Genomic DNA, 16,594 nt, shown 5'->3' with positions numbered 1-16,594 from the left:
GCCTCGGGCCCACTCCCACCCCGTCCCGCGCCGTCTCGTGTCGTGGGACGCGGGTCCGCGGGTCGCGCCGCCCCCGGACCTAGGCTGGGCGCACGCCCGGCCGCCCAGCGCGCCGGGTGGCCCGCACGCCCACGCGCCGGAGAGGACGGACATGGCTGCCCCGACGTCACGACGGCGCGCGTCCGTGATGGACGTGGCGCGCGAGGCGGGCGTCTCGGTCGGCACGGTCTCGAACGTCCTCAACCGCCCGGACGTCGTCAAGCCGGAGACCCGTACGCGGGTCCAGGACGCCATCGCCGCGCTGAGCTTCGTGCCGAACGGCGTCGCGCGCCAGCTCCGGTCGCGCACCGTGACGACCGTGGGCGCGCTCGTGCTCGACATCCGCAACCCGTACTTCACCGAGGTCGCGCGCGGCATCGAGGACCGGCTGAGCCTCGACGACCACACGCTCATGCTCGCGAGCTCGGACGACGACCCCGAGCGCGAGCGCCGCTACCTGCGCCTGTTCGAGGAGCACGGCGTGCTCGGGATGCTCGTCGTCCCGGGGTCGGCGGGCACGCGTGCCGTGGAGGCGGTGCACGCACGCGGGACCCGCGTGGTGCTGCTCGACCACCCGTCGTCCGTCCCCGGCATCCCCTCGGTCGCGGTCGACGACCGGGCGGGTGGCGCGCTCGCCGCCGCCCACCTCCTGGGGCGCGGGCACGAGCGCCTGGTGCTGCTCAACGGGCCGCACTCGATCCGGCAGTGCGTCGACCGGCAGCGCGGCGTGCGGGAGGCGGTCGAGCGGGCGGGCCTCGACCCGGACGAGGTGGTCCGTGAGGTCACGGTCGCGAGCATGGACGCGCGCGGGGGCGACGCGGCGATGCGCCGCCTCGTCGCCGAGCGGGACGGGGCGGCGCCCGAGGCGGTCCTGTGCGTCAACGACCTCGTGGCGATCGGTGCGCAGCGGGCGCTGCGGGCGCTCGGCGGGACGGCGCTGCTGCGCTCGACCGCCCTGGTCGGGTACGACGACCTCGACATCTCGAGCGAGCTCGCGTCGCCCCTCACGTCCGTGCGCCAGCCGGCGCTCGAGATGGGGTACCGCGCCGCGGCGATCCTGCTGGAGGGCGACGAGGCCGCCGAGCAGGACGTCGTCTTCCAGCCCGAGCTCGTGGTGCGCGACTCGAGCACGCACGGGGGCTGACGAGCGCGGACCGCGGGTCTTGCCCGGCGCAGGAGCGCGCGGTTAGGGTATGAATCGATTCAAAGACGAACCGAGAGGTCACCGTGACGACTGCTCCGTCCCCCGACCGCGGCCCCGGCGCCGCCGCGGACCACCGGCCCGGCACGCTCCCCGCCGCGCTCGACGACCTCGCGATCGAGCTGCCCTCGTGGGCGTTCGGCAACTCCGGCACGCGGTTCCGGGTCTGGCCGTCGCCGGGCACCCCGCGCACGGTGCAGGAGAAGCTCGCCGACGCCGCGCAGGTCCACCGGTTCACCGGGCTCGCCCCCACGGTGGCGCTGCACATCCCGTGGGACGCCGTCGAGGACTGGGCGGCGCTGCGCCGGCACGCCGACGACCTGGGGATCCGGCTCGGCACGATCAACTCGAACACGTTCCAGGACGAGCGGTTCAAGTTCGGCTCGCTCGCGTCGCGGGACGCCGCGGTCCGCCGCGCGGCCGTCGAGCACCACCTCGACTGCCTCGAGGTCATGGCGCACACCGGGTCCCAGGACCTCAAGATCTGGCTCGCCGACGGTACCAACTACCCCGGCCAGGACGACATCCGTGCGCGGCAGGACGCCCTCGCCGAGTCGCTCGCCGCGATCTACGCGCAGGTCGGCGACAACCAGCGGCTCGTGCTCGAGTACAAGTTCTTCGAGCCGGCCTTCTACCACACCGACGTCCCGGACTGGGGCACCGCGTACGCCCAGGTCACGGCGCTGGGCGAGCGCGCGGTGGTGTGCCTGGACACCGGTCACCACGCGCCCGGCACGAACATCGAGTTCATCGTCGCGCAGCTCCTGCGGCTCGGGCGGCTCGGGTCGTTCGACTTCAACTCGCGCTTCTACGCCGACGACGACCTCATCGTCGGTGCGGCCGACCCGTTCCAGCTGTTCCGGATCCTCGTCGAGGTCGTCCGCGGCGGGGGGCTCGGCCCCGGCTCGGACGTCGCGCTCATGCTCGACCAGTGCCACAACGTCGAGGACAAGGTCCCGGGCCAGATCCGTTCGGTGCTGAACGTCCAGGAGATGACCGCCCGGGCGCTGCTGCTCGACCGCGACGCGCTCGCCGCCAAGCAGCGGTCGAACGACGTGCTCGGCGCCCACCAGGTGTTCATGGACGCGTTCTACACCGACGTCCGGCCGGCGCTCGCCGCGTGGCGCGAGGAGCGCGGGCTGCCCGCCGACCCCATGGCGGCGTTCCTCGCGAGCGGCTACCTCGCGCGGGTCGCCGACGAGCGCGTCGGCGGCACGCAGGCCGGGTGGGGTGCCTGAGCGCCCGACGACGCGCCCGCGCACGGTGCTCCGCCGGCGCACGGCGCGCCCCGCACGCACCGCAGGGCACCACGCACGACAAGGCCCGCACGCACCGCCAGGCCCGCACGCACAGCAAAGCCCCCACGCACAGCAAGGCCCGCACGCACGGGCACCGAACCGGGGCGACCCCGCCCGCACCCCAGACGAGAGGACACGTCGGATGACGCGCACCCCTGCGGCCGACCTCATCGCCCGGTCGAACCGCCTCGGCGCCGACCCGCGCACGACCAACTACGCGGGCGGCAACACCTCCGCGAAGGGCACCGCGACCGACCCCGTGACCGGCGAGGACGTCACGCTGCTCTGGGTCAAGGGCTCGGGCGGCGACCTCGGGACGCTCACCGAGCAGAACCTGGCCGTGCTGCGACTCGACCGGCTGCGCGCGCTCGCGGGCGTCTACCCGGGGGTCGAGCACGAGGACGAGATGGTCGCGGCGCTCGACTACTGCCTGCACGGCAAGGGCGGTGCGGCGCCGTCGATCGACACCGCGATGCACGGGCTGCTCGACGCCGCGCACGTGGACCACCTGCACCCCGACGCCGGGATCGCGCTCGCGACGGCGGCGGACGGCGAGGCGCTGACCCGCGAGCTCTTCGGCGACCGGGTGGCCTGGGTGCCGTGGCGCAGGCCCGGGTTCCAGCTCGGGCTCGACATCGCGGCGATCGCGGCGGCGAACCCCGAGGCGATCGGGTGCGTCCTCGGGGGTCACGGCATCACCGCGTGGGGCAGCACGTCCGACGAGGCCGAGGCGCGCTCGCTCGAGATCATCGCCGCGGCCGAGGGGTTCGTCGCGGAGCGTGAGCGCCGCCTCGCTGACGAGGGCCGGCACGCGTTCGGCCCCGTGGTGCCGGGGCGGGAGGCGCTGCCCGAGGCCGAGCGGCGCGCCCGTGCGGCGGCGCTGGCCCCGGTGGTGCGGGGACTCGCGAGCACCGACCGCCCGCAGGTCGGCCACCTCACGGACTCCGCCGTCGTCCTCGACTTCCTGTCCCGGGACCGGTTGCTGGCGCTCGCGGCGCTGGGCACGTCCTGCCCGGACCACTTCCTGCGCACCAAGGTCACCCCGCTCGTGGTCGACCTGCCGCCGGACGCGCCCCTCGAGGACGTCGTGGCCCGGCTGCGGGAGCTGCACGCGGCCTACCGCGCGGAGTACGCCGCGTACTACGCGCGCCACGCGACGCCCGACAGCCCGCCCATGCGCGGCGCGGACCCCGCGATCGTGCTCGTCCCCGGCGTCGGGATGTTCTCCTACGGCAAGGACAAGCAGACCGCGCGGGTCGCGGGGGAGTTCTACGTCAACGCGATCAACGTCATGCGCGGCGCCGAGGCGATCAGCACCTACGCCCCGATCGACGAGGCGGAGAAGTTCCGGATCGAGTACTGGGCGCTCGAGGAGGCCAAGCTCCAGCGGATGCCCGCCCCGAAGCCGCTCGCGACCCGCGTCGCGCTCGTGACCGGCGCCGGCTCGGGCATCGGGCGCGCGATCGCCGAGCGGCTCGCCGCCGAGGGTGCGTGCGTCGTCGTCGCCGACCTGAACCTCGACGGGGCCGAGGAGGTCGCCGCGTCCCTCGGTGGACCCGACGTCGCGGTCGCCGTGCGGGCGGACGTCACGTCGGAGGACGACGTGCGCGCGGTGGTCGACGCCGCGGCGCTCGCGTTCGGCGGGATCGACCTCGTCGTCAACAACGCCGGGCTGTCGATCTCCAAGCCGCTGCTCGAGACCACGGCGCGCGACTGGGACGTGCAGCACGACGTCATGGCCCGGGGGTCGTTCCTCGTCTCGCGGGAGGCCGCACGGGCGATGGTCGCGCAGGGGATGGGGGGCGACATCGTGTACGTCGCGTCGAAGAACTCGCTGTTCGCCGGGCCGAACAACATCGCCTACTCGGCGACCAAGGCCGACCAGGCGCACCAGGTCCGGCTGCTCGCCGCCGAGCTCGGGGCGCACGGCATCCGGGTCAACGGCGTGAACCCGGACGGCGTGGTGCGGGGGTCCGGGATCTTCGCCGGCGGCTGGGGCGCGCAGCGTGCCGCGACGTACGGGGTGCCCGAGGAGGACCTGGGCGAGTACTACGCGCAGCGCACGATCCTGAAGAAGGAGGTGCTGCCGGAGCACGTCGCCGCGGCGGTGTTCGCGCTGACCGGCCCGGACCTCGTGCAGACGACCGGGCTGCACGTGCCCGTCGACTCCGGCGTCGCCGCCGCGTTCCTGCGCTGAGCCCGTGCGGACCTACGTCGCCGTCGACCTCGGCGCCACGAGCGGGCGGGTCATCGCGGGCCGGGTCGAGGCCGGCCGGCTCCTGACCGAGGAGACCGCGCGGTTCGCCAACGTGCCGGTCGGCGCGCCCGGACCCGGCGGGCGGGCGACCCTGCACTGGGACCTGCTGCGGCTCTGGGCGGGGGTCCAGGACGGCCTGGCCGCGGCGGCCCGGCGGTTCGGCCCGGTGACGTCGGTCGGGATCGACGGCTGGGCGGTCGACCACGGGCTGCTCGACGCCGACGGTGCGCTGCTCGGCAACCCGGTGCACTACCGCGACGCGCGGACCGCGGGTGCGCCCGCGCGGCTGTTCGAGCGGATCGCCGCCGAGCGCCACCACGCGCTCACCGGCGTCCAGGTCCAGCCGTTCAACACGGTGTTCCAGCTCGTCGCCGCCACCGGCACCGCGCAGCTCGCCGCCGCCCGGCGAGCGCTCCTCGTCCCCGACCTGCTCGCGTACTGGCTCACGGGCGAGCAGGTCGCGGAGCTGACGAACGCCTCGACGACCGGGCTGCTCGACGTCACGACCCGGGCGTGGAGCGCGGAGGTTGCGGGCGCGGCCTCGGCGGTCGCGGGGGTGGACGTCGGCGCGCTCCTCCCGCGGCTCGTGGCGCCGGGCACCGTGATCGGCGCGGTGCGGCCCGAGGTGGGCGCCGCGCTCGGCGTCGCCGGTGCCACGGTCGTCGCGGTCGGCTCGCACGACACCGCGTCGGCGGTCGCCGCGGTCCCGGTCGCGCGCCGGGACGCCGCCTGGATCTCGTCGGGCACCTGGTCCCTCGTCGGCCTCGAGCTCGACGCACCCGTCCTCACGGAGGCGAGCCGCGCCGCGAACTTCACCAACGAGCTCGGCGTGCACGGGACCGTCCGCTACCTGCGCAACGTGACCGGCCTGTGGCTCCTCGAGCAGGCGTTGGCGACGTGGGCCGGGCAGGGTCGCCCGCAGGACCTCGAGCCGCTGCTCCGGCAGGCCGCGGCCGTGCCCGGGCTGCGCTGCGTCGTCGACGTCGACGACCCGGTGCTCGCCGCGCCCACCGACGTCCCCGCTCGCATCGCCGGCCTCGCCCGCGCCACGGGGCAGCCGGTGCCGGGGGAGCCCGCCGAGCTCGTGCGGGTGCTCCTCGACTCGCTCGCGCTCGCCCACGCCCGCGCGGTCCGGCAGGCCGCCGAGCTCGCGGGCCGCGACGTCGCCGTGGTGCACCTCGTCGGCGGCGGCTCGCGCAACGCGCTCCTGTGCCGCCTCACCGCGGACGCGACCGGGCTCCCCGTCGAGGCCGGGCCCGCCGAGGGGACCGCGACCGGCAACCTCCTCGTGCAGGCCGCAGCCCACGGTGACGTCGGCGACGATCTTGCGGCGATGCGCGCGGTCGTCCGCGCCTCGACGGACGTGCGCCGCTACGAGCCCTCCGGGGACCGCGCCGCCTGGGAGCGCGCCGAGGAGAGCCTCCGATCCGGGGCACCGAGGAGATGATGGAGGCAGGCGTCGGGGGACGCCGCGACCACGGGAAGGGGCACCGCATGCGTATCGCCCTGTTCACGACGTGCCTCGTCGACGGCCTGTTCCCGCACGCCGCCGCCGCGACCGTCCGCCTGCTCGAGCGCCTGGGCCACGAGGTCGTCGTCCCGCCCGGCCAGGCGTGCTGCGGGCAGATGCACGTGAACTCCGGCTACCCCGCCCAGGCGGCGCCGGTCGTGCGCAACCACGTGCGGGCGTTCTGGCCGGTCGTCGAGGGCGCGTGGGACGCGGTGGTCGCGCCCTCGGGCTCCTGCGTCGGGTCGACGCGGCACCAGCAGGCCCGCGTCGCGCGGCAGGCGGGCGACGAGCGGCTCGCCGTCGCGGCCGAGCGGGTCGCCGCGCGCACGTACGAGCTGTCCGAGCTGCTCGTGGACGTGCTCGGCGTGACCGACGTCGGCGCGTGGTTCCCGCACACGGTGACCTACCACCCCACGTGCCACTCGCTGCGCCTGCTCCGGGTCGGCGACCGGCCCACGCGGCTCCTGGGGCACGTCGACGGGCTCCGGCTCGTCGACCTGCCCGACGCCGACCAGTGCTGCGGGTTCGGCGGGACGTTCGCGCTGAAGAACTCCGCCACGTCGGGGGCGATGGTCGCCGACAAGGCCGACGCCGTGCTCGCCTCGGGCGCCGACGTCGTGACCGCCGGGGACTGGTCGTGCCTCATGAACATCGACGGCGCGCTCTCGCGGCGTGGCGCGGGGACCCGCGCGGTCCACCTCGCCGAGATCCTGGCGTCGACGCGCGAGGACCCGTGGCACGCGCCGGGCACGCGGCGCACGACCGCCCGGAGCGCCCCGTGAGCACCTACCTCGGCATGCCCGCCGTCCCGCCGAAGCCCGCCGCCGAGCCGCTCGACCCCCTGCGGTGGGGCCCGACGTTCCCCCAGGCGGCCCGCGGGACGCTCGACGACGCACAGCTGCGCACCAACCTGCGGCGCGCGACCCGCACGATCCGGGACAAGCGCCTCGCGGTCACCGCGGAGCTGCCCGACTGGGAGGCCCTGCGCGACGCGGGCGCCGCGATCAAGGCCGACGCGATGGACCGGCTTCCCGAGCTCCTCGAGCAGCTCGAGGCCGCCGTCACCGCGCGGGGCGGCACGGTGCACTGGGCACGCGACGCCGCCGAGGCCAACCGGATCGTCACCGACGTGGTGCGCGCGGCGGGCGCCCGCGAGGTCGTCAAGGTCAAGTCGATGGTGACGCAGGAGATCGGCCTCAACGAGCACCTCGAGGCCGAGGGGATCGCCGCGCACGAGACCGACCTCGCCGAGCTCATCGTGCAGCTCGCGGGGGACCGGCCCTCGCACATCCTCGTGCCCGCGATCCACCGTAACCGCGACGAGATCCGCGACGTCTTCCGGACCCGGATGCCCGGCGCCCCGGGTGGGCTCACGAACGAGCCGGCCGCGCTCGCGATGGCTGCCCGCGAGCACCTGCGCGCGCTGTTCCTGCGGGCCGACGTCGCGATCAGCGGCGCGAACCTCGCGATCGCGGAGACCGGAACCGTCGCGGTCGTCGAGTCCGAGGGCAACGGCCGCATGTGCCTGACGCTGCCGCGGACGCTCGTCACCGTCATGGGCATCGAGAAGGTCCTGCCGGCGTTCCGGGACCTCGAGGTGTTCCTGCAGCTGCTGCCGCGCTCGTCCACGGGCGAGCGCATGAACCCCTACACGACGACGTGGACCGGCGTGACCCCGGGCGACGGCCCCCAGGACTTCCACCTCGTGCTGCTCGACAACGGCCGCACCCGAGCGCTCGCGGACGACGTGGGACGCCAGGCGCTGCACTGCATCCGCTGCTCGGCGTGCCTCAACGTCTGCCCCGTGTACGAGCGGACCGGCGGGCACGCGTACGGCTCGGTCTACCCGGGGCCGATCGGCGCCATCCTGACCCCGCAGCTCCTGGACCTCGACCACGCCGACCCCGCGACCGCGTCGCTGCCGTTCGCGAGCACCCTGTGCGGCGCGTGCTACGACGCGTGCCCGGTCAAGATCGACATCCCGACGGCGCTCGTGCACCTGCGCGACCGCGCGCTGCACGACGGCGGGCCGCGCCGCCCGACCGCTGCGGGTGCCGCGATGGCGGCGGCGGCGACGGTGCTGTCCTCGGGCCACCGGTTCCGCTGGGCGCTGCGGGGCGCCGCGCTCGCGGGCCGGTTGCTCGGCGGGCGCCGCGTGCGCCGGCTCCCGTGGCCGGGGTCGCTGTGGACCGCGAGCCGTGACCTGCCGGCGCTGCCGGTGCGGTCGTTCCGTGCAGCCCGGGACGCGCATGCCCACGCGAACGCGCGGGGTGCCCGGGACACGCGCGGTGCTCGGGATGGCGGTACCGCCCGGGTCGCCGGCACGACCCGGGATCCGGGCGCAGCCCGGGATCTCCGGCCGGGTGGGGAACCGCACGGTGCGGACGGACGGGGCCTGCCGTGAGCGCGCGCGACGAGGTCCTCGCGGCGGTGCGCGCGGCGCTCGGCCGTGACCCGGGGACCCGGCCGACGGGCGACGTCACCGCCGGCGCGGTGCCGCGTGCCTACCGGGTGGAGACCGGCACCGCGTCGGGGTCCGTCGCTGCGTGCGACCTGCTCGAGCACCGGCTCCTCGACTACCGCGCCCGGGTCACCCGGTGCCGGCCCGACGAGGTCGCGGCGACCGTCGCGCGCGAGCTCGCGGGTGCGGCGTCCGTGGCCGTCCCGCCGGGGCTGCCCGAGGCGTGGGTGGACGCGCTGCACGCCACCGGGGTCACGGTCCGCCGCGACCTGCCGGGTGGCCCGCTCGCCGCGGCCGAGCTCGACGGCACCGACGCGGTCGTCACGGGCTGCCGGGTCGCGGTCGCCGACACCGGCACGATCGTGCTCGACGCCGGCCCGGGGCAGGGCCGTCGGGTGCTGACGCTGGTCCCGGACCGGCACGTGTGCGTCGTGCGGTCCGACCAGGTCGTCGGGTCGGTCCCCGAGGCGGTCCGCCTGCTCGAGGCGCACCCCGAGCGTCCCCTGACCTGGATCAGCGGGCCGAGCGCGACGAGCGACATCGAGCTGGTGCGCGTCGAGGGCGTGCACGGCCCCCGCGACCTGCGCGTCGTCCTCGTCGGGCCCTGACCCCCGGGGCGACCCGACGAGAGAGGGCCGCCCGCCCTGTCGGGGTGACCGGTCGCCTGACGGCTCAGTCGCCCGCGCCCACGGTGAACGACGCGCGCAGGAGGTCCTCCGAGCGCGACGAGGGGCCGACGAGCAGCTCGAACGCGCCGGGCTCGACGACCCGGCGGCCGTGCGCGTCGACGATCGTGCACTCCCGCACCGGGAGCTCGAGCTTGACGGCCCGCGCCTCGCCGGGCGCGAGCTCGACCTGCGTGAACGCCTTGAGCTCGCGGTCGGCCCACGACGCGGACGTCACGGTGTCGCTCACGTAGACCTGGACGGTCTCGCGCACCGGCCGGGAGCCCGTGTTGCGCACCGTGACCTCGCCGCGCAGGACGTCCGACGCGGTGACCTGCTCGGCGTCGAGCCGCAGGCCCGCGTACTCGACGGTGCTGTACGAGAGGCCCTCGCCGAAGACGAACGCGGGGCGCTGCGTGAGGTCGGCGTAGCGGGTCCCGTGCTGCCCGCGGATCTGGTTGTAGTACGTCGGCTGCTGGCCGACGTGCCGCGCGAACGAGATCGGGAGCCGGCCCGACGGCTCGACGACGCCGAGCAGCAGCTCGGCGACCGCGCGCCCGCCCTGCATCCCGGGGTTGGCGACCCACACGAGCGCCGCGGCACCCAGCGCGGACTCGGGCAGGACGAGGGGCTTGGAGGCAAGGAGGACGACGACGAGCGGGGTCCCGGTCGCGGCGAGCGCGTCGAGGAGCGCGACCTGGCTCCCGACGAGCTCGAGCGTCGCCGTCGAGCGGCCCTCGCCGACGAGCTCGACGCGGTCGCCGACCACCGCGACGACGTAGTCGGCCTCGTGGGCCCGCGCGACGGCGTCGGCGAGGAGCTGCTCGTCCGGCGTCGCCGGGGCGACGAGCGGCGGGCGCGGCTGCCCGTCGGGGAAGAACGGGCCCTCGGGGTCGGGCGTGATGTCGAGGATCTGGGCGCCGGGTGCGTGCGTGACCGTCCAGCCGTCGGGCACGTGCGCGCGCAGGCCGTCGAGGACGGTCGTGATCATCTCGCGCGGCTGCCCGTCGCGGAGCCAGTCGGCCTGGCCGGACGACCCGGCCCAGTCGCCGAGCTGGGTCTGCGCGTCGTCGGCGAGCGGACCGACGACGGCCACGGTGCGCCGCGGCCCGTCGACGACGGCCCGTGCCGACGCGTCCGCCGGGGTCCCCGGGGTGTGGCCGCCCGCGAGCGGGAGCACGCCGTCGTTGCGCAGCAGGACGAGCGAGCGGCGCGTCACCTCGAGGTTGAGGGCGGCGTGCTCGTCGGCGCCCACGACGTCCGCGATGCGGGCGCGGTCGGGCCGGCGGGGGTCCTCGAAGAGCCCGAGCTCGAACTTGAGGGTGAGGATGCGCCCGACGGCGGCGTCGAGGTCGTGCTCGGCGATCAGACCGAGCTCGATCGCCTCTTGCGCACCCTCGAAGAACTGGGGGGTGGTCATGATCATGTCGTTGCCGGCACGGACCGCCGCGGCGGCCGCGTGCGCGTGGTCGGGCTGGACCTTCTGCTCCCAGACCATCCGCCCGACGTTGTCCCAGTCGGTGACGAGCGTCCCGGTGTAGCCCCACTCCTCGCGCAGGACCTCGCTCAGGAGCCAGTCGTTGACCGTGATGGGGACGCCGTCCATGGTCTGGTAGCCCAGCATGAACGTCCGGCAGCCCTCGCGGGCGACGCGCTCGAACGGCGGGAGGAACCACGAGCGGAGCTTGCGCCGGGAGATGTCCGCCTCGGACGCGTCCCGCCCGCCCTGCGTCTCGGAGTACCCCGCGAAGTGCTTGGCGGTGGCGAGGATCGCGGTGGGGTCGTCGAGCCCGTCGCCCTGGTACCCGCGGACCATCGCGGAGGCGAGCTCGCCGATCAGCAGCGGGTCCTCGCCGAACGTCTCGTCGACCCGGCCCCAGCGCAGGTCGCGCGCGATGCAGAGGACCGGGGAGAACGTCCAGTGGATGCCGGTCGCGGCGACCTCGACGGCGGTGACCCGCGCGACCCGCTCGACGAGCGCCGGGTCCCAGGACGCCGCCATCGCGAGCTGCGTGGGGAAGATCGTCGCGCCGCGCCAGAACGAGTGGCCGTGGATGCAGTCCTCGGCCACGAGCAGCGGGATGCGCAGGCGCGTGCCGTCGGTGAGCTCGTGCGCGCGCAGCACCTGCTCGGGCGCCGCGTGCAGGATCGAGCCCGCGTGCAGGTCCTCGACGAGCGGACCGACGTCGGCCTGGGCGTCGAGCTGGAGCATCTGCCCGACCTTCTCGGGCACGGTCATGCGCTCGAGCAGGTCCTTGACCCGCTGCTCGACGGGGAGCTGCGGGTCCTGGTACGGGTCGCCGGTCACGGCAGCTCCTTCGTTCGGCACGGGTATGTCGCCGCCGGGCGGCGCGGGCCGACTTTATTACTTACTTGTTGGTAAGTGAAGCCTTTTCCCCGCGCCGTCCGGTCGATGCTCCCAGTGTGCCGCTGCGCGGCAGGTCAGGCGTCGTAGGCGAAGAGCGTCGCGCCCGAGGCGTCCCGGACGACGGCGTGGTGGCCGTCCGTGACGTCGAGCTCGACCCGGAGCTCGCCCGGCCCCGCGAGCGCGCGGGCCGTGTAGGCGTAGCGCGTGTTCGTCACCTCGGTCGCGGTGGTCCTCGCGTCCACGAGCCACGCGTGCTGGCGCCGGATCGCGAGGAGCTGCTGGTGGACCCGGAACATCCACGCGCCCTCGGGCGGCAGCTCCGCCGGCGAACCCGGCATCGCCGGGCGCACCGCGTCGTCACCACCGAGCCGCTCCTCCTTGGTGCCCGTGAACGCCTGCTCGTCGCCGTAGTAGACGGTCGGCACGCCGGAGACGGTCATGAGCACGACGAGCGCGAGCACCGCGCCCTCCGGGCCGACCGTCGTCGCGATGCGCGTGACGTCGTGGTTGCCGACGAACGTCGCGGGCAGCTGACCCTCCGAGAGCTGCAGGTGGCGCGTCAGCGCCCAGTCGAGCTCGAAGAAGTTGCGGTCGACGAGGCTGCTCCAGATCGCCTTCCACAGCTCGTACTGCGTGATCGAGTCGATCCCCGAGGCGGCGGCGAACGCCGCGTAGTCGCCGTGGATGACCTCCCCGAGGATCCAGGCGTCCGGGTGCGCGGCGCGCACGCGCGGCAGGACCCGCGCCCAGAACTGCGGGGGGACCGCGTACGCGGCGTCGAGCCGCCAGCCGTCCGCGCCGCGGTCGAGCCAGGTCGTCATGACGTCCGCGACGTAGTCGACGACCGCGGGGGCGTCGTGGTCGAGCTCCACGAGGGACGCGTGGCCCTCGAAGTCCGCGGCGCGGGGCGCGAGGGGGTCCGACCAGTCGATGCGGAAGAAGCCGGCGAGCTCGCCCTCCGGTCCCTCGGCGAGCGCGCGCCGCACCCAGGGGTGCCCGGCGCCGACGTGGTTGAACACCCCGTCGAGCACGACGCGCAGGCCGCGTTCGTGGCAGGCGGCGACGAGCGCGTCGAAGTCGGCGAGGTCACCCAGGCGCGGGTCGATGCGGTACTGGTCGACGCTGTCGTACCCGTGGCTCTCGGAGCTGAACACGGGGCCGAGCAGGAGGCCGGAGACGCCGAGCTCGACCGCGTAGTCGAGCCACCCGGCCAGCCGGGCCAGCCGGGGCCGCGCGTCGTGCGCCGTGCGGACCGGCGCGCCCGTGAAGCCCAGCGGGTACACGTGCCACCACGTGCCGTGCTCGGACCGGTCCATGCGACCTCCGCTACTGAGTCGAGTTCACTAACTCCGCGACGGTACCGGTCCCCAGCGGCGACCCGCAAGGCGCCGACCGCCCTGCTCCCGCGCCGCGTCGAGGTCGTCGACGGGCCTCACCGCCGCGGGCGGGCGTCAGGCCCCCCAGTCCCCGAGCGCCCCCTCGAGCGCACCGACGGACGCCTCCAGCACGGGCTGGCGACCCTCGTCCGGGCAGCCCTCGCGGACCCACCGCACGCACGCGGCCTCGAGGAAGCCGACGAACCCCCACAGCGCGTACTCGTGCCGCGCCGTCGAGCTGGGGGAGAGCAGGTCGCGCAGCCGCCGGACGTACTCCTCGCGCGCACGGGTCCGCACCTCGACGGTCGCTGCCGGCTCGCTCGCGACGCCGGTGAGCGGCAGCGCCCACGCCTGGGGGTGGTGCGCGACGTGCTCGAGGTGCACCGTCGTCGCGACCACGACCCGGTCGCGGACCGGGACCCCCTCCGGCAGGCCCGCGAGGGCGGCCGCCTGCGCGTCCAGCAGGTCCTCGAGCGTGAGCCCGACGACGGTCGTGTACAGCTGGTCCTTGCCGGCGAAGTAGCGGTAGAGCAGCGCCTCCGACGCGCCCGCGAGCCGGGCGACCGAGGCGAGGGTCACGTCGCGGTACGGCTCGCGCGCGAACGCCTCGGCGGCCGCCGCCAGGATCGCCTCGCGCCGGGCGTCGGGGTCGAGGCGCCGCCGAGGGACCCGGTCTGTCCGTGCCATGCGGCACACCCTAGTCACGGGCCCGTGGGCACCCGGCCCGGGCGGCTCGCCGGTGCGTCGCCGCTCGCCGCTCGCCGCTCGTCGCCTGCCGCCGGAGTGCGGCCGGCCCATCGCCGGGTGCGGCTAGTCGTGGTGGGCGCCCTCGTGCGGGCGGTGGCCGACCGGTTCGAGCTGGAACGTGCAGTGCTCCATCGAGAAGTGCTCGCCGAGGCACGCGTCCAGCGCGTCGAGGACGTCGCCCGGGCGACGCCGGTCGATGCACTCCGCGTCGACCACGACGTGCGCGGACAGGGCGGGGACGCCGCTCGTGATCGTCCAGGCGTGCAGGTCGTGCACGTCGACCACGCCGGGGACGGCCCGGATGTGGTCGCGGACCTGGTCGAGGTCGAGCCCTCGGGGGGTCGCCTCGAGCAGCACGTCGACGACCTCGCGCAGCAGCGACCACGCGCGCGGGACGATGAACAGCCCGATCGCCAGGGACGCGATCACGTCGGCGCGGGTGTACCCCGTGAGGGCGATGACGACGCCGGCCACGACGACGGCGGCCGACCCCACGAGGTCGCCGAGGACCTCGAGGTAGGCGCCGCGCACGTTGAGGCTCTCGTGCCTCCCGCCGCGCAGGACGAGCAGGCTCACCAGGTTGGCGCCCGCGCCGACGAGCGCGACGCCGAGCATCAGACCGGTCGCGACCTCCGGCGGGTCCGACCAGCGCCCGAGGGCCTCCACGATGACCCAGAGCGCCAGCCCGCCGAGCAGCAGCGCGTTGGCCAGCGCCGCCAGGATCTCGGCGCGGAGCAGGCCGAAGGTGCGGGCGTTCGTGGCCGGGCGGGCCGCCAGGGTGCTCGCGATGAGTGCGACGGCGACCCCGGTCGCGTCGGTGAGCATGTGCCCGGCGTCCGCGAGCAGCGCCAGCGACCCCGACAGCAGCCCGCCCACGACCTGGACCCCGACCACGGCCAGCGTGAGGACCAGCACGACGGTCAGGCGCGTGCGGTGCTGCCCGGTCACGGTCCCGTGGTGGTGACCGTGCCCGGCGCTCACGTGAGCCCGTCCGCGGGGCGGCCCGGCGCGCGGCCGGTCCCTGCCGGCGCGGTGGGTGCCGCGCCGGCCGTCGGGCAGAGCGTGACGGCGTCCCCGGTCAGCGCGAGCAGCCGCTCCGCCGACGCGAGCAGGTCCGTCAGCGCCGCGGGGTGCGTCAGCCGGAACACCGACGCCCGCCCGTGCGGTCGCGACGTCACAAGCCCGCAGTCCCGCAGGCACGCGAGGTGCTTCGAGACGGTCGACTGCGCCAGCCCGAGGTGCTCCGTGAGGTCGACGACCCGGTGCTCCCCGAGCGCGAGGTGGCGCAGGATCGTCAGGCGCGAGGGGTCGCTGAAGCCGTGGAACAGGCAGGCCGCCGCGGCGAGCGCGTGAGCCTCGTCGACCTCGCCCGGATCGCTGAGCACCTCTGGCATCGCCATGTGACGATGCTAGCGGCCCCGTCGCCGTCGCGCTCCGTCCTGGAGCGCGGGATCGGACGCGTCGGCGGGCCAGCGCGCCCGGACCGGCCCGGCTCAGCCGAACGTCTCGTGCAGGGTCGAGCGCTCCGCCTCGGTGAGGTTGGTCGCGATCAGCGTCTGGTGCAGGCCGTGGAAGCGTTCGCCGAGCCGGTCGAGGTCGGCGGCGTCGGTCACGGCGAACAGCGCGGACGTCCCGGGGACGACGCTCGCGCGGATCCGTTCGATCTGCTCGTCGTCGATGCCGACGTTCGCGAAGTGCTTGGCCATGGCTCCCGTCGCCGCTCCCGCCGCGGCCCCGAGCAGCGGGACGAAGAAGAGGGCGCCGAGCAGCAGGCCCCACAGGGCGCCCCACCCCGTCCCGCGCTTCTCGTCCTCGTGCTCGTGGTGCACCGTGGGCTTGTCGGCGCCGTCCGGCCAGCTGACGACGGCGTGGTCGACGATGCGCACCAGGCTGTCGCGCTCCGCGTTCCTGAGGATGTCGGCCGCCTGCTGCGCCGCACCGGGGGTGTCGAACTGCCACACCGTGAACGTGGTCATCGGGACTCCTTGGAGAGTGGTGATCGGGAACAGGGGTCAGGCCGCGTCGTGGAGCTCGTCGCCGTTCACGACGAGCGCCCACAGCACGACGCTGCAGAGCGCGATGGCGGCGAGGGGCCAGCCCGGGGTGATCGGCAGCGCAGTGAAGCGCAGCAGCAGCACCAGGGCGATCACGACGCTCGCGACGGCTCGCGCCCAGCCGGCCCCGTCCGACGTCCGGGAGACGCCGACCACGAGCACCGGCGCGGAGGCCGCCAGGAGCCCCCAGCCCCACGTCGAGACGTCCACCGCGGGGAGGCTGGTGTCCGTCCACGCCAGGACCGTCCGTGGTGAGAACGCCGCGACGAGGCCCGCGGTCGTGCCCCAGAGGCCGGTCATCACCACCAGCGGGGCCGCGAACCAGGTCCAGCCCGCCCGCCGGCCGGCCCCGCCAGCCCCTCGTCGCGCCATCGGTCCTCCTCGTGCGCCGTCGGCTGCCTCCACCCTCGCGACGCGGGTGCGGCCGGGCATCCCCTGATGTGGGTGACCGGGGCGGCGAGGGAGCGTGGCTCTCCGTCGCGTCGACGCGGCACGCCGCGGGAGCGGCGTCGACGCGGCACGCCGCGGGTGCGGCGTCGCCCGGCTGAGGTTTCGCCCGGTCGACCGGACGCCACGGCCGTCCCGCCCGCCTAGACTCGAACACGTGTTCGAGGAGGT

14 protein-coding genes are annotated in these 16,594 nt (G+C 75.4%); 7 read left to right on the top strand and 7 right to left on the bottom strand.

What is annotated here, in order from left to right; translation table 11 throughout:
• Nucleotides 1–151 precede the first annotated feature (151 nt).
• The 7 genes from ACWFNE_RS11580 (at nucleotide 152) to ACWFNE_RS11550 (ending at nucleotide 9,374) form a co-directional block, all read left to right on the top strand.
• Complete coding sequence (locus ACWFNE_RS11580; RefSeq protein WP_452122561.1) at nucleotides 152–1,183, top strand: LacI family DNA-binding transcriptional regulator; 1,032 nt, start codon at nucleotides 152–154, stop codon at nucleotides 1,181–1,183.
• 83 nt (nucleotides 1,184–1,266) lie between these two features.
• Nucleotides 1,267–2,478 carry an L-rhamnose isomerase gene (gene rhaI, locus ACWFNE_RS11575; protein ID WP_452122560.1) on the top strand — a complete coding sequence of 404 codons (1,212 nt, stop codon included), beginning with the start codon at nucleotides 1,267–1,269 and terminating at the stop codon, nucleotides 2,476–2,478.
• 202 nt (nucleotides 2,479–2,680) lie between these two features.
• Complete coding sequence (locus ACWFNE_RS11570) at nucleotides 2,681–4,735, top strand: bifunctional aldolase/short-chain dehydrogenase (RefSeq protein WP_452122559.1); 2,055 nt, start codon at nucleotides 2,681–2,683, stop codon at nucleotides 4,733–4,735.
• A 4-nt stretch (nucleotides 4,736–4,739) separates the two neighbouring features.
• Nucleotides 4,740–6,242 (top strand): rhamnulokinase, encoded by a 1,503-nt coding sequence (locus tag ACWFNE_RS11565; protein WP_452122558.1) that lies wholly within the window; start codon nucleotides 4,740–4,742, stop codon nucleotides 6,240–6,242.
• A 47-nt stretch (nucleotides 6,243–6,289) separates the two neighbouring features.
• Complete coding sequence (locus tag ACWFNE_RS11560) at nucleotides 6,290–7,087, top strand: (Fe-S)-binding protein (RefSeq protein WP_452122557.1); 798 nt, start codon at nucleotides 6,290–6,292, stop codon at nucleotides 7,085–7,087.
• Between the two features lie 14 nt (nucleotides 7,088–7,101).
• Nucleotides 7,102–8,709: a lactate utilization protein B gene (locus ACWFNE_RS11555; protein ID WP_452122750.1), complete on the top strand. Its 1,608-nt coding sequence runs from the start codon at nucleotides 7,102–7,104 to the stop codon at nucleotides 8,707–8,709.
• Entirely contained in the window at nucleotides 8,706–9,374 is a 669-nt protein-coding gene (locus tag ACWFNE_RS11550; protein ID WP_452122556.1) for a LutC/YkgG family protein, read from the top strand. The genes ACWFNE_RS11555 and ACWFNE_RS11550 overlap by 4 nt, the downstream gene beginning before the upstream one ends.
• Before the next feature lie 64 nt (nucleotides 9,375–9,438).
• Here the strand turns inward: ACWFNE_RS11550 and ACWFNE_RS11545 are convergent, their stop codons facing one another.
• From ACWFNE_RS11545 to ACWFNE_RS11515, 7 genes are all read right to left on the bottom strand, one after another.
• Nucleotides 9,439–11,739 carry an exo-beta-d-1,3/1,6-glucosidase gene (locus tag ACWFNE_RS11545; RefSeq protein ID WP_452122555.1) on the bottom strand — a complete coding sequence of 767 codons (2,301 nt, stop codon included), beginning with the start codon at nucleotides 11,737–11,739 and terminating at the stop codon, nucleotides 9,439–9,441.
• 134 nt (nucleotides 11,740–11,873) lie between these two features.
• Nucleotides 11,874–13,115 (bottom strand): alpha-amylase family protein, encoded by a 1,242-nt coding sequence (locus ACWFNE_RS11540; RefSeq protein ID WP_452122554.1) that lies wholly within the window; start codon nucleotides 13,113–13,115, stop codon nucleotides 11,874–11,876.
• Nucleotides 13,116–13,250: 135 nt separating this feature from the next.
• Nucleotides 13,251–13,862 carry a TetR/AcrR family transcriptional regulator gene (locus ACWFNE_RS11535; protein WP_452122553.1) on the bottom strand — a complete coding sequence of 204 codons (612 nt, stop codon included), beginning with the start codon at nucleotides 13,860–13,862 and terminating at the stop codon, nucleotides 13,251–13,253.
• Nucleotides 13,863–13,985: 123 nt separating this feature from the next.
• Nucleotides 13,986–14,870, bottom strand: coding sequence for a cation diffusion facilitator family transporter (locus ACWFNE_RS11530; protein ID WP_452122552.1), 885 nt, complete (start codon nucleotides 14,868–14,870; stop codon nucleotides 13,986–13,988).
• 29 nt (nucleotides 14,871–14,899) lie between these two features.
• Nucleotides 14,900–15,322: an ArsR/SmtB family transcription factor gene (locus ACWFNE_RS11525; protein ID WP_452122551.1), complete on the bottom strand. Its 423-nt coding sequence runs from the start codon at nucleotides 15,320–15,322 to the stop codon at nucleotides 14,900–14,902.
• 93 nt (nucleotides 15,323–15,415) lie between these two features.
• Entirely contained in the window at nucleotides 15,416–15,898 is a 483-nt protein-coding gene (locus ACWFNE_RS11520; protein ID WP_452122550.1) for a DUF1269 domain-containing protein, read from the bottom strand.
• A 36-nt stretch (nucleotides 15,899–15,934) separates the two neighbouring features.
• Nucleotides 15,935–16,348: a DUF7144 family membrane protein gene (locus ACWFNE_RS11515; RefSeq protein ID WP_452122549.1), complete on the bottom strand. Its 414-nt coding sequence runs from the start codon at nucleotides 16,346–16,348 to the stop codon at nucleotides 15,935–15,937.
• Nucleotides 16,349–16,594 lie beyond the last annotated feature (246 nt).

The organism is Cellulomonas sp. NPDC055163, from assembly GCF_053607065.1.
This window is presented reverse-complemented; position numbering and strand designations above follow the sequence as displayed.